The organism is Citrobacter sp. Cb080 (genome assembly GCF_030334745.1).
GTDB lineage: Bacteria > Pseudomonadota > Gammaproteobacteria > Enterobacterales > Enterobacteriaceae > Citrobacter > Citrobacter braakii.
Map to the genome: position 1 here is coordinate 63,884 of NZ_JAOWDG010000069.1, position 19,386 is coordinate 83,269.

Annotated in this window: 17 protein-coding genes; 4 read left to right on the forward strand and 13 right to left on the reverse strand. The window is 53.0% G+C overall.

The genetic code is table 11. The features are described 5' to 3' along the window. Nucleotides 1-14 precede the first annotated feature (14 nt). Nucleotides 15-2,123 carry an ADP-ribosylglycohydrolase family protein gene (locus OGV38_RS12960; RefSeq protein WP_286473443.1) on the reverse strand — a complete coding sequence of 703 codons (2,109 nt, stop codon included), beginning with the start codon at nt 2,121-2,123 and terminating at the stop codon, nt 15-17. Nucleotides 2,124-2,157: 34 nt separating this feature from the next. Continuing rightward, nucleotides 2,158-3,159 (reverse strand): LacI family DNA-binding transcriptional regulator, encoded by a 1,002-nt coding sequence (locus OGV38_RS12965; RefSeq protein WP_286473446.1) that lies wholly within the window; start codon nt 3,157-3,159, stop codon nt 2,158-2,160. A gap of 636 nt (nt 3,160-3,795) precedes the next feature. On the opposite strand from OGV38_RS12965, the gene chiP reads away from it, so the two are divergent. Continuing rightward, nucleotides 3,796-5,202 carry a chitoporin ChiP gene (gene chiP, locus OGV38_RS12970; protein WP_016152254.1) on the forward strand — a complete coding sequence of 469 codons (1,407 nt, stop codon included), beginning with the start codon at nt 3,796-3,798 and terminating at the stop codon, nt 5,200-5,202. A gap of 49 nt (nt 5,203-5,251) precedes the next feature. Continuing rightward, nucleotides 5,252-5,584 carry a ChiQ/YbfN family lipoprotein gene (locus OGV38_RS12975; protein ID WP_016155980.1) on the forward strand — a complete coding sequence of 111 codons (333 nt, stop codon included), beginning with the start codon at nt 5,252-5,254 and terminating at the stop codon, nt 5,582-5,584. Nucleotides 5,585-5,635: 51 nt separating this feature from the next. Here the strand turns inward: OGV38_RS12975 and OGV38_RS12980 are convergent, their stop codons facing one another. The 9 genes from OGV38_RS12980 to ybfF all read right to left on the reverse strand — a co-directional run bounded on the left by OGV38_RS12980 (nt 5,636) and on the right by ybfF (nt 13,278). Further along, nucleotides 5,636-6,931: an MFS transporter gene (locus OGV38_RS12980; RefSeq protein ID WP_141894974.1), complete on the reverse strand. Its 1,296-nt coding sequence runs from the start codon at nt 6,929-6,931 to the stop codon at nt 5,636-5,638. Between the two features lie 53 nt (nt 6,932-6,984). Beyond that, nucleotides 6,985-8,124, reverse strand: a complete 1,140-nt coding sequence (gene tcuB, locus OGV38_RS12985; protein ID WP_016155982.1) for a tricarballylate utilization 4Fe-4S protein TcuB — start codon at nt 8,122-8,124, stop codon at nt 6,985-6,987. Continuing rightward, the gene (gene tcuA, locus OGV38_RS12990; RefSeq protein ID WP_104651699.1) at nt 8,111-9,514 is read right to left on the reverse strand and encodes an FAD-dependent tricarballylate dehydrogenase TcuA; all 1,404 of its coding nucleotides are present in this window, start codon (nt 9,512-9,514) and stop codon (nt 8,111-8,113) included. Before tcuA ends, tcuB begins: the two co-directional genes overlap by 14 nt. A 97-nt stretch (nt 9,515-9,611) precedes the next feature. Next, the gene (gene tcuR / locus OGV38_RS12995; RefSeq protein WP_286473450.1) at nt 9,612-10,538 is read right to left on the reverse strand and encodes a tricarballylate utilization LysR family transcriptional regulator TcuR; all 927 of its coding nucleotides are present in this window, start codon (nt 10,536-10,538) and stop codon (nt 9,612-9,614) included. Nucleotides 10,539-10,666: 128 nt separating this feature from the next. Continuing rightward, nucleotides 10,667-11,113 (reverse strand): ferric iron uptake transcriptional regulator, encoded by a 447-nt coding sequence (fur, locus tag OGV38_RS13000; RefSeq protein ID WP_003022836.1) that lies wholly within the window; start codon nt 11,111-11,113, stop codon nt 10,667-10,669. Next, nucleotides 11,106-11,192 carry a ryhB-regulated fur leader peptide gene (locus OGV38_RS13005; protein ID WP_049259739.1) on the reverse strand — a complete coding sequence of 29 codons (87 nt, stop codon included), beginning with the start codon at nt 11,190-11,192 and terminating at the stop codon, nt 11,106-11,108. The genes fur and OGV38_RS13005 overlap by 8 nt, the downstream gene beginning before the upstream one ends. Nucleotides 11,193-11,402: 210 nt before the next feature. Further along, complete coding sequence (gene fldA / locus OGV38_RS13010; protein ID WP_003022839.1) at nt 11,403-11,933, reverse strand: flavodoxin FldA; 531 nt, start codon at nt 11,931-11,933, stop codon at nt 11,403-11,405. Nucleotides 11,934-12,088: 155 nt separating this feature from the next. Then, a complete protein-coding gene (gene ybfE / locus OGV38_RS13015) occupies nt 12,089-12,376 on the reverse strand; it encodes a LexA regulated protein (protein ID WP_003022842.1) in 288 nt (95 codons plus the stop codon). 128 nt (nt 12,377-12,504) lie between these two features. Further along, nucleotides 12,505-13,278 carry an esterase gene (ybfF, locus tag OGV38_RS13020; RefSeq protein ID WP_032947058.1) on the reverse strand — a complete coding sequence of 258 codons (774 nt, stop codon included), beginning with the start codon at nt 13,276-13,278 and terminating at the stop codon, nt 12,505-12,507. A gap of 194 nt (nt 13,279-13,472) precedes the next feature. Here ybfF and seqA point away from each other — a divergent pair, with 194 nt between their 5' ends. Continuing rightward, nucleotides 13,473-14,015, forward strand: a complete 543-nt coding sequence (seqA, locus tag OGV38_RS13025; RefSeq protein ID WP_016152261.1) for a replication initiation negative regulator SeqA — start codon at nt 13,473-13,475, stop codon at nt 14,013-14,015. A 24-nt stretch (nt 14,016-14,039) separates the two neighbouring features. Next, nucleotides 14,040-15,680, forward strand: coding sequence for a phosphoglucomutase (alpha-D-glucose-1,6-bisphosphate-dependent) (pgm, locus tag OGV38_RS13030; protein WP_016152262.1), 1,641 nt, complete (start codon nt 14,040-14,042; stop codon nt 15,678-15,680). Nucleotides 15,681-15,751: 71 nt separating this feature from the next. Here the strand turns inward: pgm and potE are convergent, their stop codons facing one another. Beyond that, nucleotides 15,752-17,071 carry a putrescine-ornithine antiporter gene (potE, locus tag OGV38_RS13035; protein ID WP_016155987.1) on the reverse strand — a complete coding sequence of 440 codons (1,320 nt, stop codon included), beginning with the start codon at nt 17,069-17,071 and terminating at the stop codon, nt 15,752-15,754. Next, nucleotides 17,068-19,266 (reverse strand): ornithine decarboxylase SpeF, encoded by a 2,199-nt coding sequence (speF, locus tag OGV38_RS13040; RefSeq protein ID WP_104651697.1) that lies wholly within the window; start codon nt 19,264-19,266, stop codon nt 17,068-17,070. The genes potE and speF overlap by 4 nt, the downstream gene beginning before the upstream one ends. Nucleotides 19,267-19,386: the final 120 nt, after the last annotated feature.

A 19,386-nucleotide genomic window follows, 5' to 3' on the forward strand; every position in this document is an offset into this window, starting at 1 on the left:
TCCATTTCCGTTAATTAACAACTGGCGCTGATATGGATAGCGTCCGTCGACAGCGCACCTGCACAAATCAGTAAACCGATCCCGCCATCCATCAAGGCTTCGCGTTCAGCGTCCTCCACGCGCAGCGTTTTACCGTCAACGGTCGCGGAGATAATCTGCCCGTTGACGGCGATATCGAACGACACAGGGCGCTCGTACACGTCGGACAACGCCGCTTCTGCCAGGACTTTGGTACTGGTGTCGCGCACGCGGACGATCTGTAATTTCCCGTCGCGCAGGATGCGCGCGGCGTAATAGCGCCTCATCCCCTGCACCCGAAAAGCCAGACCGCCGTACTCCCCTGAATGCAGCGTAATGTCACTCTGAACGCGGTAGTTATCCCACTGCCGCGTTCCGTGAATAATCAATCCCTCGTCGTACTCTTTGGAGATGCGAAAGCTGGTGGGATAGTGGCGTGAAAAGAGATCCACGCCGTTTACCCAGGCCCGCCACCAGAAATTATTTTCCCCTGTGGGTTTACGCAGGGTCAGCTCAGGTGCGCCGTCCCAGCGCATACTGTCGATGAGCAGGCGACCGCGGGCAACGCGGGCATCTGTGCTGATTGTTACGCCAATCTCGCCGATCGGTTGGCCCTGGCAGTCCGGGAGATCCAACGCCAGCGTTAGCGATTCACCCGGGGCTATGCTCTGCGCGTCGCCGTACTGGGGCGTCAGCTGATTGTTGTCATCATAAACCCGGTAGCAGAGCCGCACGTTTAACGCGGATGTGTTATCTGGTGGCGCAATCAGGGTGGCCTGAAGACGCTGGCCTGGGTAGATAAGTGGGGTAGCCATTAAATCGTAGCTGCGCATTTCCACGATTTCAGGCGGGGTAAAGGTTTGCGTGGTCACGCTGGCATGAAGTCCGGGCGCAAGATGGCGATAGTGCAGACTCAACATCTGCCGCCCCAGGTGCGCCTCATTCTTAACCTCAACCGCGGCCGCATTTTCTTCATTAAGCCAGCGGAAACCCTGCACGCTGCCCGGTAGTGAGAAATGGTACTGCGCGCCGGATTTTTTGGCTTCAGGGCGCGGCAGATCGGCAATCTGATGTCCCAGCCCGACCAGGTAATCGGTGATCCGCACGGCGTTGTTTATGGAGAATCCCCCGTCGGCTGAGGAGATCAGCATTCTGTCCGCCAGCGGCCCGCGCCAGTCCGGGCCTGCGTCAATACCCTGGAGTCCCAGCATAATGCCGGACAGACAGCCGACATTCCCCGCATTGCAGTCGGTGTCCCATCCTGACGTATTGACAATGCACTGGGCCTGCTGGAAGTCGTCCGGCGCGTAAAGGATCGCCATAATCATCAGCGCATGATTAGGAATGATGTGGCAATTGCTGGGATATTTGTGATAGCCATAGTTGTCGTCGATTCGCTGGCGGGTCGTCTGCCAGTCGTTATCTTCCCGTCGCCAGCGACGGATATCGCCAACCAGCTGGGCTATTTGCGACTCTGCCGGGATCACGGATAGTCCGACGTCAATAAGCTGTTCGATCTCCTGGCAAATAAAGGCCTGTGATTCCATCGCCGCCCAGAGCATAGCGGCATACACCGCTTCACCGTCATGGCTCACGCTGGCGGCATTTTTGGCAAGTTCTGCCGCCAGACGGGGTTGTCCCGGTGCGACAAGCGCCCAGCTATCAATAAAGATTTGTGCGCCAATCTGTTCGGCAATCGTTTTCCCGTTGGTCGCAATGGCTCCGCTTAGCGGAGCCGGAATGCCTTTTTTGAGATTCAGCCAGGCGGTGTGTTCCGTCGAATTACCGTTGCCGCCCCACCAGAGGATGGTGCGCTTATCAATGATGTAATTAAGCCAGCAGTGCCCCATCTGTTCCGCGCTCAGATCCGGCGGCAGGGCATAATCTTCCAGTGCGCGGATAAAGGTAAAGGTTCCGGCGACATCATCGTCGGTGACAACCAGCGGACGCTTAAATTTTTCGTGGACGTAATACTGGATTGGCCCCAGCTCCTGCATAATTTTTTCGTAGGTCCACCCTTCAAAAGGGTGGCCAAGGTAGACGCCGATTAATTTCCCTAACACCCCTGCATAAACGCGCGACTCATAATCTGAAGGCAATTCCATCTGTTTGATCCTTGTGTGGTGTTTTATCAGCCGTTCAGGCGGATTCTCTTTTTACCAGGCCCCAGGGCATTTCAGTGGTGCTGCCCTGGAGCTGTGCGGTGATATCAGTTTGCGCCAGGGGGAGGGCGGCCGCTTTTTGCCCAAGCTGCTCCGGGTACTGGGCGATAGTAGTCAGGGAAGGGGTCACCAGCCCGGCGGCGGGAATATCATCGAAACCCATCACCGCAAGCTGCTCCGGGATAGTGATGCCTTTCTCCCTTGCGGCACGCATCACGCCGATAGCCATTAAATCGTTGGCGGCGAAAATCGCATCCGGGAGCGTGCCGTCATTAATCAGCTGCATCGCGATCTGATAGCCGCTCTGTTCGTTAAAACCTGGCAGAATTTTGATGCGCGGAAGGCGGCCGGCCTGGGTCATCGCCTGGCGATATCCTTCCACTCTGGCAGGCTCAGGACCGCCAGCGCTGGCGATCATCGTGATATTTTGGTGCCCCTGTGCCAGCAGATATTCGACGGCGCTGCGCGCGGCAGCGGCGTTGTCGATATAAACATTATGCAGCGGTAGCGGGCCGCTTTTTTTCATCCTGGCTTCAATACGTGCAATCGGGATCCCTGCCTGAAGATACGGGGCAAAATCTTTCATCCCGACGTTAAAAAATGTCCCTACCACGGCGTCGACCCGCCCCTGCGCTGACCAGCGCAAAAAATGCAGCTCTCTTTCCCGTAATCCATCGGTGCTGGCCACGATCGCATCGTAGTGATACCTATCCGTCACCGACTGGACACCACGGACGAGCGAGGCATAAAAAGGGTTGGCGATATCCGGCACGATGCAGGCGATCGACATGGTTTTATTGGTTTTCAGCGCTTGTGCAAAACGGTTCGGTATATATCCCAGCTGATTAGCCGCTTGCTCAACCCGGATCACTGTCTCCTGTGGGTAGGTGTGATTTCCTTTGGTGAGTACCACGGATACCACCGCCTGTGAAACGCCAGCCAGGGCCGCGACGTCTTTCTGTGTGATGCGTTTTGTCATTTATTTATCAACTTATACGTATAACCTGCATCTTTGAATAATGGGACACCCGGTAGCTGTCAATAAAAACCTTATAAAGTGAGTGTATTTGTGTGGAAAATCCGAGGACGGTCACATCAACGACGGAGAGTGAATTCAGGAGCTCGAACGTTCTGTTTGCAGAGCGAATTAATGACGTTCGAGAATTAATTTGTTTTGCGAATGCAAAGACAATTATTAGGGGTGGAATTATATATATAATAATAAAATTGAAGGTATCTATATGTATATAAAGTATTTTTTCTTGTTTTTGTGACTTTTTTTACTCCCAAAGCAAAATGTAACAGAAAACAAGAAAATATGTGCGGTTGCTCATACTATTACATACTCGTTACAGAAAGAGATTGATAATTCGCGTCGCGAAAAATAGTCTATTCATTGTAGTCACTGAGGTTTTCTCAGCGCTACTTTTTTAATTTTTGTTTTTTCGCTGTCCGCTTTTGTCGGCAGCATTTTATACCCAATGGATTTCGAGTTGCATCAAGGCGGAGACGCAGCGTGTGCGCTGTCCCCGATGGGGCGAGGCCAAAGGCCGAGTAAAGCCAACACTGATGCAGCTTGAAAAACGAAGGGTTATACGTCAAAGAGGATTAACATATGCGTACGTTTAGTGGCAAACGTAGTACGCTGGCGCTGGCTATCGCCGGTATCACAGCAATGTCGGGTTTCGTTGTCGCTCCCCAGGTACACGCCGAAGGATTTATTGATGACTCAACCTTAACCGGCGGCATCTATTACTGGCAGCGTGAGCGTGACCGTAAAGATGTGACCGATCACGACAAATACAAAACCAACCTTTCTCACTCCACCTGGAACGCTAACCTCGACTTCCAGTCCGGTTATGCGGCTGATATGTTTGGTATTGATATCGCAGCATTTACCGCTATTGAAATGAACGAAAGTAGCGAAAGCGGCCATCCAAACGAAATTGCATTCTCGTCAAAAAATAAAGGCTATGATGAAGATTACTCCGGCGATAAGAGCGGAATTAGCCTTTATAAAGCAGCAGCCAAATTTAAATTCGGCCCAACCTGGGCGCGCGCTGGTTACATTCAACCAACCGGACAGACTCTGTTGGCTCCGCACTGGAGCTTTATGCCAGGTACCTATCAGGGTGCTGAAGCCGGAGCCAACTTCGACTATGGTGATGCTGGTGCACTGAGCTTCTCCTATATGTGGGCCAACGAATATAAAGCACCATGGCACACTGAAGTCGATAAATTCTATCAGGCTGATAAAAAGACCAGCGTAGATTATCTGCACTCAATCGGCGCGAAATATGACTTCAAAAATAACCTGTTGCTGGAAGCCGCATTTGGTCAGTCTGAAGGCTACGTCGATCAGTACTTTGCAAAAGCCAGCTATAAATTCGATTTAGGCGGTAACCCGTTTACCACCAGCTACCAGTTCTACGGCGCGCGCGACAAAGTTGATGATCGCACCGTGAACGATATTTATGACGGTACGGCCTGGCTGCAGGCGCTGACCTTTGGCTACAAAGTGGCGGAAGTGGTTGACCTGCGTCTGGAAGGGACCTGGGTTAAAGCGGACGGGCAGCAGGGGTACTTCCTGCAGCGTATGACCCCGACCTACGCCTCATCAAACGGTCGCCTGGATATCTGGTGGGATAACCGTTCCGACTTCAACGCCAACGGCGAAAAGGCTGTCTTCTTCGGCGCAATGTATGACCTGAAGAACTGGAATTTGCCGGGCTGGGCAGTGGGCGCATCCTACGTTTACGCATGGGATGCCAAGCCATCAACCTGGCAGATCAATCCGGATGCGTATTACGACAAAAACCGGACTATCGAAGAATCTTCTTACAGCCTGGATGCGGTCTATACCCTGCAAGAGGGGCGTGCGAAGGGCACCATGTTTAAACTGCACTTCACCCAGTACGACAACCATTCAGACATTCCGAGCTGGGGCGGTGGTTACGGCAACATCTTCCAGGATGAGCGCGACGTGAAATTCATCGTTATTGCTCCGTTCACCATCTTCTAATGCCAACAGCGGCAGGCCGGGCGCCTGCCGCATCGTTGAGGAAAGTGCTATGAAAAAACTGATACTCATCGCTGTTATGGCATCCGGGCTGGTGGCTTGCGCGCAATCCCCGGCACCAAAAGAAGACAGTCGTCTGAAAGAAGCCTACAGCGCGTGCATTACTACCGCGCAAGGATCGCCGGAGAAAATCGAAGCCTGCCAAAGCGTGTTGAATGTGCTGAAGAAAGAAAAGCAGCATCAGCAGTTTGCCAATGAAGAAAGCGTACGCGTACTGGATTATCAGCAATGCATCCAGGCCACGCGCACGGGTAATGGTCAGTCCGTTAATGCTGATTGCGACAAGGTCTGGCAGGAAATTCGTAGCAAGAATACTGCGCAGTAAATCGAAAAATGAAACAGACAACGGGCGGAGAGTTTTCCGCCCGTTTGCATTTCAGGGTTTATATTCCACCGGTTGATAACTCCGACTCAGCCGGACAAACAGCATTGCCGTGGCGGCGAGCCCGCAAAGTGCCGCACACATCAGCCACCACCCCGGTGAGCTTTTATCCCCGGTTATCTGGACCAGCGCTGTGGAGATGACTGGCGTAAGGCCGCCAAAAATCGCCGTGGCAAGACTGAATGCCAGTGAAAAACCCACCGTACGCACATAGACAGGCATCACCTCGGTGAGTGCGGCGACCATTGCCCCGTTGTACATACCAAAAAAGAACGAGAACCAAAGCAGAACCAGCGTCATGCGCGTGAAATCTGGCGCGGCGGTGAGCCAGTGCATAACCGGCCAGGTGGTGATTAGTGCAAGGATGGTAATCCCCATCAACACCGGACGACGACCAATTCGGTCAGAAATCGCCCCGCCAATCGGCAGCCAGATAAAATTAGAAATACCGACCAGCATGGTGACGATCAGGCTGTCGCGAGCGCTCAGGTGAAGTACAGCTCTACCATAGGTCGGTGTGTAAACGGTAATAAAGTAGAACGTCGTTGTGGTCATCGCCACCAGCAGCGTACCCGCAGCGATGAGACGCCAGTTTTTGATGATGGTAGTAAAAATTTCCCTGGTGTCGGGACGGTGCGTACGTTGTAAAAAGGCGTCTGTTTCCTGAAGCGAGCGGCGGAGCACGAAGATCAAAGGAATAATCATGCAACCAATAAAGAATGGAATACGCCAGCCCCATTCAGAGATCTCATCGTGTCCCAGGGTGGCGTTCAGGCCGTAACCAATCAGAGCTGCCACCACAATGGCGACCTGTTGACTGGCGGACTGCCAACTGGTGTAGAAGCCTTTATTGCCAGGGGTGGCGATTTCAGAAAGATAAACCGAGACGCCGCCCAGCTCCACCCCTGCAGAAAAGCCCTGTAATAATCGGCCGAGTAATACCAGGACAGGGGCCAGCAGACCAATACTGTGATAACCGGGTACCAGGGCAATCAGCAGGGTACCGCAGCCCATAATCGCCAGCGTCACCATCAGTCCTTTACGGCGACCAATTCTGTCGATGTAAGCACCCAGCACAATTGCGCCAACAGGCCGCATTAAGAAACCTGAACCAAACACGGCGAAAGTTAACATTAGCCCGGCAAATTCACTCTCTGCAGGAAAGAAGGTCTTTGCGATATAGGTGGCGTAAAAACCGAACAGAAAAAAGTCAAACTGTTCGAGGAAATTACCGCTGGTTACCCGCAGTATTGCGCCGAAAGTTCCGGCGCGCGATGGTTGTTGTGTCATTGGGTTTGCTCCACTGTCTTATCATAATATTTATAGAGGTAAGAGTTTGCGGGTTAGTCGCCTGCGACCCCCGCCTGTTTGCCGCGCCGTTTCTCAATCGCCCACTTGAGTAAGGCTGCGCAGCGGTAAAATCCGTGGGCAAATTTTCCATAAGGAATGGTCAGAAAGAGCGCCATGACCACGCCGAGGTGAATGGCGAGCAAAATAGCCATCCAGGACGTGTCTCTTCCCGCCAGCAGCGCTAAACCGGTCAGACTGGTCAGGAGCAGCAGCAAAATAAAACCGCGATCCATCGGTTTTTGGCGTGCGTCGCCATGCAGCGGTGAGCGCTTAAAATTGAGCCATAGTAAGCCAGCTGGGCCGACAACCAGGCCAATGCCGCCCAACGTGCCCAGCATTACCGGAACGCTGAAGAACGGATAGGGCGCTTCTATACCTGCAAAGTAGTGATAGCCCGTTGCCACCACGGTGGCGGCAAAGCAGAGCATAAAACCGTAGAAGGTGAAGTGATGGAACCGGCGGCGCATCAGGGTGAAGGCATCATCTGCTTCGTTACAACCTTTGCCATGCCCACCATCGAGATACTTCAGCGTCAGCGCATTGTGTGAGGCTTCAGCAATTTCGGCGGAACGCGGCACACCCGGAGAGATTTCGCGCCAGAAGCGCAGAACGCCCGCCATCAGCAGACCTATCGCCAGAATAAATACCGAACCAAACATCCATGCGAGCAGGTTATGCGGGAAAATTTGATAAAAATCCCCGGCCAGCGGAGGATGGAATAACGAGCCCTTTAAACTCATGGCGAGGAGTAAAAACAGGATCAGACCGAAAACCAGCGCCAGCGTCACGGTGATGCCTGCGCGACGATAAAGCGCGCCAAAGGCGGCGGGTTGCGCGTAGTGCTGATAGGTTTCGAGCCGCACTTCCGCCATCGCCTTCGGTACGTTGATGGCAAATTCATGAGGTGGGGCATACTGACACGCGTGCAGGCAGGCGCCGCAGTTATGGCACAAGTTCGCCAGATAATTGATATCCGCTTTACCGAATTCCAGGCGCTGAGTCATTGCCGGGAACACGGCGCAAAAACCTTCACAATAGCGGCAGGCGTTACAGACCTGCATCACACGTTCAACTTCTGCTTCCGGCTCGGTGATAATTTGTGCTTCGATGATCAGTTTCTCAAGCTGCTTCATGACGTGCCTCCTTACGTGCTGCCAGCGCGGCTTCTTTTCCGGCAATGCGGCCAAAGGTTGTCCCGATCGACATGCCCACGCCAGCGGTGTAACCCTTGCCCAACACGTTGCCCGCCATCATCTCTCCGGCGACGAACAGGTTGCGGCTTGGCTGCCCGGCAAAGTGTACGGCAGCGCGTTCGTTCACTTTTAACCCAAGATAGGTGAAGGTGATCCCTGGTCGCAGGGCATAGCCGTAGTAAGGTGGCTGGTCCAGCGGTCGCGCCCAGTGTGTTTTCGCGGGGGTTAACTTCTTCGTCGTGCAGTTGTCCAGGACGGTATGGTCGAACTGACCTGGCTGGCAGGTGTTGTTGTACGCCGTCACGGTGTGGGTAAAGCGTTCGGCATCCAACCCCAACTGATGCGCCAACTCCGCCAGCGTATTCGCCTGTGCGCCGGGGAATACCGGTGGCATAAAGTGGCCGATGGCTTTACTGTCGATAATGGAATAGCCAATCTGTCCTGGCTGTTGGGCGACCAGGCGTCCCCAGATGGCGTAGCGTTTGGGCCAGAAATCTTCGCCTTCATCATAAAAACGTTCTGCGTCACGGTTGACTACTATGCCGAGTGAAACGCAGTCCACGCGGGTGCAAATCCCGCCGTCATATAATGGCGCTCTGGCATCAATGGCTACGCAGTGTGACTGGGAGGGTTCGCCGATGATGTCCGCCCCGGCATCCATCATAAATTTAAGCAGTACGCCCTGATTAAAGCGCGTGCCGCGAATCAGGAAGTTATCCGCAGGCCACTCGCCGCGGGCGTTCTCTCCCCAGGCTTCGCGCAGCCATTCGCGGTTTGACTCAAATCCGCCAGCGGCAAGCACGCAGGACTTAGCGGTTATGCGCTCTTCGCCTGCCAGCGCTGCCACAAACTCACCGTTATGCAGTTCAAGCGCCTGCACCGGTGTGTTGTAGCGGATTTGCACGCCTAACTTTTCTGCGCTGCGATAATAGGCATTCACGAGGGCTTTCCCGCCCCCCATAAAAAAGGCGTTGGTTCGCGCTACGTGTAAAGCACCGGAGAGAGGAGGTTGAAAATTAACGCCGTGTTGGCGCATCCAGTCGCGGCATTGTGAAGAGGTGCGGATCACCAGACGCGCCAGGGCTTCGTTAGTATTTCCCTCGGTGACGCGCCGCAAATCCTGCCAGAACTCCTCTTCAGGATAGCTTTCCACTAGCACATCCTGCGGCGCGTCATGCATACAGCGCAGATTACGCGTGTGTTGAGAATTTCCCCCGCGCCATTCCCGTGGAGCCGCTTCGAGCAGGAGTACCGAAGCTCCTTGCTCACGGGCGGTTAGGGCAGCACATAACGCGGCATTGCCACCGCCAATCACCAGAACATCAACCATCGTATACTCCATTACCATTTAACTAATTGTTAAATTTGTAATTGAAATGTATACGCACAGCTTGTGCGGGCGCTATGACGAAGTGCTAAAGAGGGCTTTAGTTATTGTAAAGGATGGCGCCTGGCCAGCTTCCTGCTTCCACCAGTTGATGCATCACTTTCGTTAGTACGACGCGGGCGGCGAGGCTCGCGGGGGTGAGCTCATCATCAGAAAGGCTGACCAGAAAGTTGGGGCGACTCAGTATTGGATTATGGACGCCGATCACTCTTAGCGTCTCTTTATCGAGATGGGAAATCGCCGCGCCGGGCTGGAGAGTAGCGCCGATTCCACTGCGAACGGCGCGCATTAGCAGCGCCAGACCATCAATTTCTGTGGCGATCTCAATGCGCAGCGCGTGTTCCTGACAAATTGCTTCCAGCCTGCCGCGCAGACCGTGGCCTGGGCTGGGCATTATCAATGGGATACTTGCCAGCTGGGCTGGCGCAATATTGTCATCGGCAATATCGGCCAGTAAGGCATGAGTCCCAATCAAAAACAGGCGCTCTTCGAGAATCGGTCTGGCGCTCCAGCGCAGGATCTTTTCTTTTTGAAATACCACGGCCAGATCAATCTGGCGGGTATTAATCATCCGTTCCAGGTTGCCAGAGAGGCTTTCCACCACATGCAGGCGGACATCACTATAGCTTTCCCGCATGGCGTTAATAAAAGGCATGCCGAGAACGGAAGCGGTACTGGGGGCCATACCGACGCTGACGTGCCCGGAAAGCCGGGACTCTCGCGCGGCGAGGATTGCATCGTCTGCGTGGCGGAGCGCCAGCTGCGCCTGGGAGTAAAAAGCCAGTCCGGCGCTGGTGGGCGTCACGCCACGCGAGGTGCGCTGCAGCAGGCGAATAGCGAGTTCGTTTTCCAGGCGGGACATTTGCTGGCTGAGTGCCGAAACCCCAATATTGAGATCGAGCGCCGCGCTACCCATGCTGCCGGTTTCTACAATGCGAACAAAATAGCGTAGCTGGCGAAGTTCCATTTCGACTCTCCGGGAAGGGACTATTGATTTTACATTAAAGCAACACAAGAGCGGAGGGAAGGGGAAAAGGGGTGATAACGCCCATAAAAAAAGCCAACCGAATGGTTGGCTTTTCAGAAAGCATCACATTATTTACCGTCGTGAGCATGCTCATCTTCGCGGCAATCGCCTTCGGCGCAGTGACCGTAAAGATAGAGGCTATGGTTGGTTAAACGAATACCATGTTTAGCCGCAATCTCACGCTGGCGCGCCTCGATGGAATCATCGCTGAACTCGACCACTTTGCCGCAGTCGAGGCAGATGAGGTGATCGTGATGATGCTGTTGAGTCAGTTCGAAGACGGATTTACCACCTTCAAAATTATGGCGGGTCACGATACCGGCATCATCAAACTGGTTCAGCACGCGATACACGGTCGCCAGACCAATTTCTTCACCCATATCGATCAGACGTTTGTATAAGTCTTCCGCACTGACGTGATGGTTATCCGGTTCCTGAAGAACTTCCAGAATTTTTAAACGAGGAAGCGTTACTTTCAGGCCAGCCTTCTTTAATGCGGTATTGTTGTCAGTCATGCGGAATCTGTCCTGTAGCTAAACGATTCACTTCATTAACAGAAGTGACAGAAATTGCACTTGAGATAATGCGATTCATTATAGAACTGCCATGGCTAAATGAAAACTGCAAGTCTCTGGCATATATTGTTAATCAAAACGTGGTATCGCCGACAAACACACTGTGCAATACCCGATTGGCATCCGGCCATTGTACAGGGTCAGACGAAAAAGTTACAAATTTGTAGCAATTATTTTGATTGGTTTTATCTATTGATGTGGCGCAGATGGAAATCTGCGCCACACAAAATCAGGCATTGATGATTTCGTCGAGGTGCAGCTCCTCAGAGATCTGCTTAACCCATTTTTCTACGCGTTCGGCGGTCAATTCAGGCTGGCGATCTTCATCAATGGCCAGACCCACAAAGTGGTCGTCGTCAGCCAAGCCTTTGGACGCTTCAAAGTGATAACCCGCCGTTGGCCAGTGACCGACGATGGTTGCGCCGCGTGGTTCGATGATGTCGCGAATTGTACCCAACGCATCGCAGAAATATTCTGCGTAATCTTCCTGGTCGCCGCAGCCGAACAATGCAACCAGTTTGCCGTTAAAATCAATGTCTTCGAGGGTAGGGAAGAAATCGTCCCAGTCACACTGCGCTTCACCGTAGTACCAGGTTGGAATGCCGAGCAGCAAAATGTCATACCCTTCGAGGTCTTCTTTGCTGCTTTTTGCAATGTCATGTACATCGGCAACGTCTTTACCAAGCTGTTTTTGAATCATTTTTGCGATGTTTTCGGTGTTACCGGTGTCGCTGCCGAAAAAGATGCCAGTGATTGCCATGAGTAAAATAACCTCTTGAAACTTATTGAAATGGTGGTGGCGCATTGCCCACGGATAAGGGCAATCATAGCAGAACAGTCAGGCATGCGGAAACAGCAAACACGCAGGACTGCACTCTGTGCTACACGATTTATGATTTAGAGCAGAAATTCAGACTAAGCCTGACCGCGCAATGCGCTGAGTTGGTTCATCAGCATCTCTTCGATGAGTTCACTGCGACTCATGTTGCGCGCCTCGGCCAGCTCGTTCAGAGCGTCAACAGCATCAGCGTTCAGTTTCAGTTCGACACGCTTAAGCCCGCGAACTTTATCGCGTTTAAGCTGATTACGTTTGTTAATACGTAACTGTTCATCACGCGAGAGCGGATTAGTTTTGGGTCGTCCCGGGCGACGCTCCTGCGCGAACAGATCTAATGTCGTACGGTCCGTTTGTTCTTTGGCCATGATCTTGGTGACTTCGGGGAAACAATCAGCCAGGCGTCTGCCCGGATGGATAGCCCGCCATAATACATCAGCAGGGGAGACACGCCAACGCCCACGCGCGTAATCACGCGCAGACGCTGAGTTTTTAATCAGTTAGCCTGCTCGCTCAGATAACGACGGATGGCGCGCAGTACCGCCTCCGGTTTTTCCGCATGCACCCAATGGCCCGCGCCTGCAATAACGTGCGCCCGAGCCTGCGGGAATTGCGCCAGCAGTTGTTCGCGATACGCTTCGGTAACATAAGGTGAGTTGCCACCGGGGATAAACAGCGCCGGGTGTTCCCACGCCGGGATGGTCTCCCAGCCGACAATATGAGGATATTGCTCCCACAGCACGGGAACATTAAAGCGCCATTCGCCGTCCACGAAGGATTTGAGCAGAAACTGGATCACGCCTTCCTCTTGCAGATGCTGGCGCATGACGCTCGCCGCCTGCTGACGCGAAGAGGACTGCGCGTCAGTTACTGCGTTAATGGCAGCAAAAATCTCATCGTGACGGCGAACATGATAGTCAACGGGGGCAATGTCGATGGCTACCAACCGTTCGACACGTTCCGGGGCCAACGCGGTTAACGCCATGACGGCTTTGCCGCCCATCGAGTGACCAATAAAGATCGCTTTTTCGATTTGTTGATCGTCCAGCGTATCCAGCAGATCTTGCGCCATGGCCGGATAATTCATCACAGGTGAACGCGGGGAGAGGCCATGATTTCGCATATCAACCTGGATGATATCGTGATCGGCCACCAGATCGCGCGCCAGGATCCCCAGGTTATCCAGACTGCCAAACAGGCCGTGCACCAGGACGATGGGAGAATTATTGTGCAGGTTTTGCGCAGATTGCGCTCGGATATTCAATTTCATGGCAAAGTTCTTTTTTTCACACTCACGGGTTAGGGTATCATGTTGACCATTCTGCCACATGGCTGCAACAACTACGGTTACTCTGAGTTTTGCCAGCCACCAGGCTTGACGCTATCCGCTGTTGGGATTTGCCTTTACACTACGCGTGTTGACCCCAACAACTTGTATTCAGCTAAACACTGCACTGGATTAAGATGAAAACGATTGAAGTTGATGATGAACTCTATAGCTATATTGCAAGCCACACCAAGCATATCGGCGAGAGCGCATCCGACATTTTACGGCGTATGTTGAAGTTTTCCGCCGCATCACAGCCTGTCACTCCGGTAGTAAAAGAAGTCCGCGCTGTGCAAGCTGTCGTGGAAGCGAAGCCGGTTAACCCCGTAAAAGATAAAGTGCGCGCGATGCGTGAACTGCTGCTGTCCGACGAATATGCGGAGCAGAAGAAAGCAGTAAATCGCTTTATGCTGGTGCTGTCTACACTCTATTCACTGGATCAAAACGCGTTCGCCGAAGCAACGGAATCGTTGCATGGTCGTACGCGCGTTTATTTTGCAGCAGATGAACAGACGCTGCTGAAAAATGGTAATCAAACCAAACCGAAACACGTGCCAGGCACGCCGTACTGGGTGATCACCAATACCAATACCGGCCGTAAATGCAGCATGGTTGAGCACATCATGCAGTCAATGCAATTCCCTGCGGAATTGATTGAAAAGGTTTGCGGAACAATTTAATCCTTGCATTAGAAGGACCAGGCAATGGCAATCCACAACCGTGCAGGTCAACCTGCGCAACAGAGTGATTTGATTAACGTCGCCCAACTGACGGCACAGTACTATGTACTGAAACCAACAGCAGGGAACGCTGAGCACGCCGTCAAGTTCGGTACGTCCGGACATCGCGGCAGTGCAGGTCGTCATAGTTTTAACGAGCCGCATATTCTGGCTATCGCTCAGGCGATTGCTGAAGAACGTGCGAAAAACGGGATCACTGGCCCGTGCTATGTGGGCAAGGATACCCACGCGCTGTCTGAACCGGCTTTTATCTCTGTACTGGAAGTGCTGGCAGCGAACGGCGTGGACGTCATCGTGCAGGAAAATAACGGCTTTACGCCAACCCCTGCCGTGTCGAATGCTATCCTGGTCCACAACAAAAAAGGCGGCCCGCTGGCTGACGGCATTGTGATCACGCCGTCCCACAATCCGCCGGAAGATGGTGGCATTAAATACAACCCGCCAAACGGTGGTCCGGCAGATACTAACGTCACCAAAGTGGTGGAAGACAGGGCTAACGCTCTGCTGGCTGATGGTCTGCAAGGCGTGAAGCGTATGTCGCTGGATGCTGCGCTGGCATCTGGTCATGTAAAAGAGCAGGACCTGGTTCAGCCGTTTGTTGAAGGACTGGCCGACATCGTCGACATGGCGGCGATCCAGAAAGCGGGCCTGACGCTGGGCGTCGATCCGCTTGGCGGTTCCGGTATCGAATACTGGAAGCGTATTGCCAAGCACTACAACCTGAACCTGACTATCGTTAACGATCACGTTGATCAGACTTTCCGCTTTATGCATCTCGACAAAGATGGCGCAATCCGTATGGACTGCTCCTCCGAGTGCGCGATGGCGGGACTGTTGGCGCTGCGTGACAAGTTCGATCTGGCCTTTGCCAACGATCCGGACTACGACCGTCACGGTATCGTCACCCCGGCGGGCCTGATGAATCCGAACCACTACCTGGCGGTGGCGATCAACTACCTGTTCCAGCATCGTCCGCAGTGGGGCAAAGACGTTGCCGTTGGTAAGACGCTGGTCTCTTCGGCGATGATTGACCGCGTAGTGAATGATTTAGGGCGTAAACTGGTCGAAGTTCCGGTTGGCTTTAAATGGTTCGTTGACGGTCTGTTTGACGGCAGCTTTGGCTTTGGTGGTGAAGAGAGCGCGGGCGCTTCTTTCCTGCGCTTTGACGGTACACCGTGGTCGACCGACAAAGACGGCATCATCATGTGCCTGCTGGCGGCAGAAATTACCGCAGTGACTGGTAAGAATCCGCAAGAGCACTACAACGAACTGGCTGCCCGCTTCGGCGCGCCAAGCTACAACCGACTGCAGGCAAGCGCGACCTCCGCGCAGAAAGCGGCGCTGTCTAAGCTGTCTCCGGAAATGGTGAGTGCCAGCACGCTGGCGGGCGACCCGATCACGGCACGTCTGACGGCGGCACCGGGTAACGGTGCTTCTATCGGCGGTCTGAAGGTGATGACTGACAACGGCTGGTTTGCTGCGCGTCCGTCAGGTACTGAAGACGCTTATAAAATCTACTGCGAGAGCTTCCTTGGTGAAGAACATCGCAAGCAGATCGAAAAAGAAGCTGTTGAGATTGTCAGCGAAGTGCTGAAAAACGCGTAAGTCTTGTTTGTACTGACGCGTTTTGTAGGCCCGGTAAGCGTTAGCGCTACCGGGCTTTTTTATGCCAGGATTTAACTATGCTTATTTTTCAGTTCAAAACGCGGTGATACCAGGCCATACAGCGTCCAGCCGAGGAAGGTCACGATAGAACCATAAAGCATTGCTTCTTCGCCAGAGGAGTAGAGCGCATAGAAGCTGTACAATGCGCCAACAAACGCCACGAAGTTTGCCGGTTTCGCTTTCGACGACGGAACATTCGCCATTTTTTGAATAATTACCAGCGCGGCCATCGACAGAATATACGGAATGATGTTCGTTACCACCGCCAGGTTGACCAGCACGTTGAACTGACTGTTCAGTGACGGGCTGATAGTCATCAGCGATAAACCACTCTGGATGATCACGATAGCCAGCATCCCCTGTACCGGCGCGTCTACTTTGGTCACGCGAGAGAAGATTTTAGGGAAGTAACCCCCATCAGCCGACGATTTGAATACCTGAGCGATAGTGAACTGCCAGCCCAGCAGTGAACCGCAGCAGGACATCACCATCAGCGCCATGATCACCTTACCGACTTCCGGGGTGAACATTTGTGCAAAGGCTAAACCGAACGGTGCCGTAGAGTTCGCCAGATCCATATTCGGCACAATCCCGGCTATCACGTTGGTGGAGATGATGTAAATCACCGCCGCGCCCAGCGTACCGCCCAATACGGCGATGGGCACGTTGCGTTCCGGGTTGTCTACCACTTCAGCGTTGGCGCAGGCCGATTCCAGACCCAGAAAAGCCCACAAGGTCATCGCAATGGAAGAGCCGACAGCCGTGAAGAACGGGACGTGGTGTGGATTCCAGGAGTTAGCGTACAGCGTCGGACTGAACCAGAACCAGCCGATGATACACAGACCGACAACCGGAATAATGACGCCCCAAACGGTGATGCTGCTGATCTGCCCGGTAATGCGCGCCCCGCCAAAGTTAGCCACGGTACAGATCCACAGTACACCAATGGTTGCCAGGCCAATCTGCACCGGTGTCAGTGTGGCGCCAAACAGCTCGGTACCGTAGCCAACGGCGGAGATGGCGATAGCCACGTTGGCGATTAACAGCGAAACGCCATAAGTGTAGTTCGCCATAAAGTTACCGGATTTGCCAAAGGCGTATTCAGCGTAACCCCCCATACCACCGGATTTACGGCTGAACATACCGCATTTTGCGAAGGCCCAGGCCAGCGCCATTGAACCGACAGCAGTCACCAGCCACGAGATGATCGAGATAGTACCGACTTCCGCAAGCTTGGTGGGCAACATGATGATTCCGGATCCCATCATATTAACCATGGTCAGGATAGTGAGCTGGACGACGCCCATTTTGTTGGATTTGGCTTTGCTCATAACATTTCCCCTTTCAACAGAGCGTGTTGCGCGCTTTGTTGCTTAATCACGTAGCACCACACCTGTTTACGACCGTCTTGTTCTTCGATGTAGACACCCTGGAGTTCAGGCGCAAAACCCGGTAGCAAATTGATTCCTTCTTCCAGTGCGCTGAAATAACGTAATACTGAACCGCCCCAGATTTCACCCGGAACCACACACAGTACGCCCGGAGGATAAGGCAGCGCGCCTTCTGCCGCGATGCGACCTTCAGCGTCCGGCAGACGCACCAGTTCAACTTCACCACGCAGATATGCATAGTTGGCATCCTGGGGATTCATGCTGACGCGCGGGAAATGTGCCTTACGGAACATCTCTTTCTGGAGCTGCTTCACGTTGTGACGCGCATACAAATCGTGCATCTCCTGGCACAGCTGGCGCAGGGTGTAACCGGCGTAACGGGCTTCATGCTGCTTGTAGATCGAAGGCAGAACCTCGGCTAGCGGGGCATCGGCTTCCAGCAGTTTTTCGAAACGTACCAGCAGGGCGACAAGCTGCTGCAACTTCGCCATATCTTCTGCGGGGGTCAGCAGGAACAGGATGGAGTTGAGGTCGCATTTTTCGGGCACCACACCATTTTCGCGCAGGAAGTTAGCCAGAATGGTAGCCGGAACGCCGAAGGTATCGTATTCGCCGTTACGTGCATTAATACCCGGAGTGGTGAGCAGCAATTTGCATGGATCCACAAAGTACTGGTGTTCGGCATACCCTTCAAAAGCATGCCAGTGTTCACCGGGGACAAAATGGAAGAAACGCAGGTCGCTGGCGATTTCAGCGGTGGGATAAGCCTGCCACGGTTTACCTTCTACTATCTCCGGCACGAACGGGCGGATATGGTGGCAGTTTTCCAGGATCAACTTACGAGTATCAATTCCGTTGACGACGCAGTCCATCCACATGTTGCGCCCGCTGACGCCTTCATGCATTTTGGCGTTGATGTCCAGTGCGGCAAAGAGCGGATAGAACGGGCTGGTGGAGGCGTGCATCATGAACGCGTTATTCATTCGTTTATGAGGCACGTAGCGAGACTGGCCTTTAATATGGCTGTCTTTTTTGTGGATCTGCGAAGTCTGAGAGAAGCCTGCCTGTTGTTTGTGCACTGACTGGGTGACCAGAATGCCGGGGTCATTTTCGTTAAGATCCAGCAACAGCGGAGAGCAATCGGCCATCATCGGAATAAACTGCTCATAGCCAACCCACGCGGAGTCAAACAGGATGTAGTCGCACAGATGACCGATCTTATCCACCACCTGACGGGCGTTATAGATTGTGCCGTCGTAGGTACCTAACTGAATCACGGCCAGACGGAACGGACGCTCATCTTTCGAACGTTGTGGCGCAACTTCACTCACCTGTTCACGTAGATAGCCTTCTTCAAAGCAGTGCGCGTCGATCCCGCCGATAAAGCCGTACGGGTTACGCGCGGTTTCCAGATATACCGGCGTTGCCCCGGCCTGCAATAACGCGCCGTGGTGGTTTGACTTGTGGTTGTTGCGGTCGAATAACACCAGATCGCCTGGGGTGAGCAATGCGTTAAGCACCACTTTGTTCGATGAGGAGGTCCCGTTCAGTACAAAGTAGGTCTTATCCGCGTTGAAAACTTTAGCTGCGTGCTGTTGTGCGATGCAGGGAGCGCCTTCGTGAATCAGCAGATCACCCATTGCGACATCGGCATTACACAAATCGGAGCGGAAAAGTGTTTCGCCGAAATATTCGACAAACTGATTACCCGCAGGATGGCGACGGAAAAACTCGCCCCCCTGATGACCAGGACAATCAAAGGCGCTGTTACCCTGATTGACATAGTCGACAAGCGCACGGAAGAACGGCGGACGTAACTGCGTTTCATAATGGCTGGCGGCGGTTTCTAACTGCCGGCCATAAAAGGCGGTACGGGCTTCATTACATTCGAATACACCTGAGATCCGCGGCAGATGTTCAGATGGAACACGTTCTTCATTTTCGGTGGCGATAAAAACAGGAATCCCATAGCCGGTGGCGTCAATTTCATCGAGTTTTCCACGTTCAATATCATTGATGGATAACACGATAGCAGCAACATCAATAAAATTACTTTCATCGATATTTACGCAAGAACGCTGCGTAGAAAAACAATCAGGACAGGAACGGCTTACGGCAATTTTTAATTCTGACATTTTCATCTCTTTATTTTTAGGTAATAGCAGGTCCTCAATTTCTCAAATGAGAAATTGATAACTCCGGAAAAAAAAGCAAAGTCATACCGCTGATAAATAAATCAGTAAATTGCTTTTTTG

Excerpts from the sequence above, each read along its gene's own strand:
- tcuR (WP_286473450.1), bottom strand. The coding sequence starts at position 10,538 with ATGGAACTTCGCCAGCTACGCTATTTTGTTCGCATTGTAGAAACCGGC.
- OGV38_RS12980 (WP_141894974.1), bottom strand. The coding sequence starts at position 6,931 with ATGACACAACAACCATCGCGCGCCGGAACTTTCGGCGCAATACTGCGG.
- OGV38_RS13005 (WP_049259739.1), bottom strand. The coding sequence starts at position 11,192 with ATGAATCGCATTATCTCAAGTGCAATTTCTGTCACTTCTGTTAATGAA.
- ybfF (WP_032947058.1), bottom strand. The coding sequence starts at position 13,278 with ATGAAATTGAATATCCGAGCGCAATCTGCGCAAAACCTGCACAATAAT.
- chiP (WP_016152254.1), top strand. The coding sequence starts at position 3,796 with ATGCGTACGTTTAGTGGCAAACGTAGTACGCTGGCGCTGGCTATCGCC.
- fur (WP_003022836.1), bottom strand. The coding sequence starts at position 11,113 with ATGACTGACAACAATACCGCATTAAAGAAGGCTGGCCTGAAAGTAACG.
- ybfE (WP_003022842.1), bottom strand. The coding sequence starts at position 12,376 with ATGGCCAAAGAACAAACGGACCGTACGACATTAGATCTGTTCGCGCAG.
- tcuA (WP_104651699.1), bottom strand. The coding sequence starts at position 9,514 with ATGGTTGATGTTCTGGTGATTGGCGGTGGCAATGCCGCGTTATGTGCT.
- tcuB (WP_016155982.1), bottom strand. The coding sequence starts at position 8,124 with ATGAAGCAGCTTGAGAAACTGATCATCGAAGCACAAATTATCACCGAG.
- potE (WP_016155987.1), bottom strand. The coding sequence starts at position 17,071 with ATGAGCAAAGCCAAATCCAACAAAATGGGCGTCGTCCAGCTCACTATC.
- fldA (WP_003022839.1), bottom strand. The coding sequence starts at position 11,933 with ATGGCAATCACTGGCATCTTTTTCGGCAGCGACACCGGTAACACCGAA.
- seqA (WP_016152261.1), top strand. The coding sequence starts at position 13,473 with ATGAAAACGATTGAAGTTGATGATGAACTCTATAGCTATATTGCAAGC.
- pgm (WP_016152262.1), top strand. The coding sequence starts at position 14,040 with ATGGCAATCCACAACCGTGCAGGTCAACCTGCGCAACAGAGTGATTTG.
- OGV38_RS12975 (WP_016155980.1), top strand. The coding sequence starts at position 5,252 with ATGAAAAAACTGATACTCATCGCTGTTATGGCATCCGGGCTGGTGGCT.
- OGV38_RS12965 (WP_286473446.1), bottom strand. The coding sequence starts at position 3,159 with ATGACAAAACGCATCACACAGAAAGACGTCGCGGCCCTGGCTGGCGTT.
- speF (WP_104651697.1), bottom strand. The coding sequence starts at position 19,266 with ATGTCAGAATTAAAAATTGCCGTAAGCCGTTCCTGTCCTGATTGTTTT.
- OGV38_RS12960 (WP_286473443.1), bottom strand. The coding sequence starts at position 2,123 with ATGGAATTGCCTTCAGATTATGAGTCGCGCGTTTATGCAGGGGTGTTA.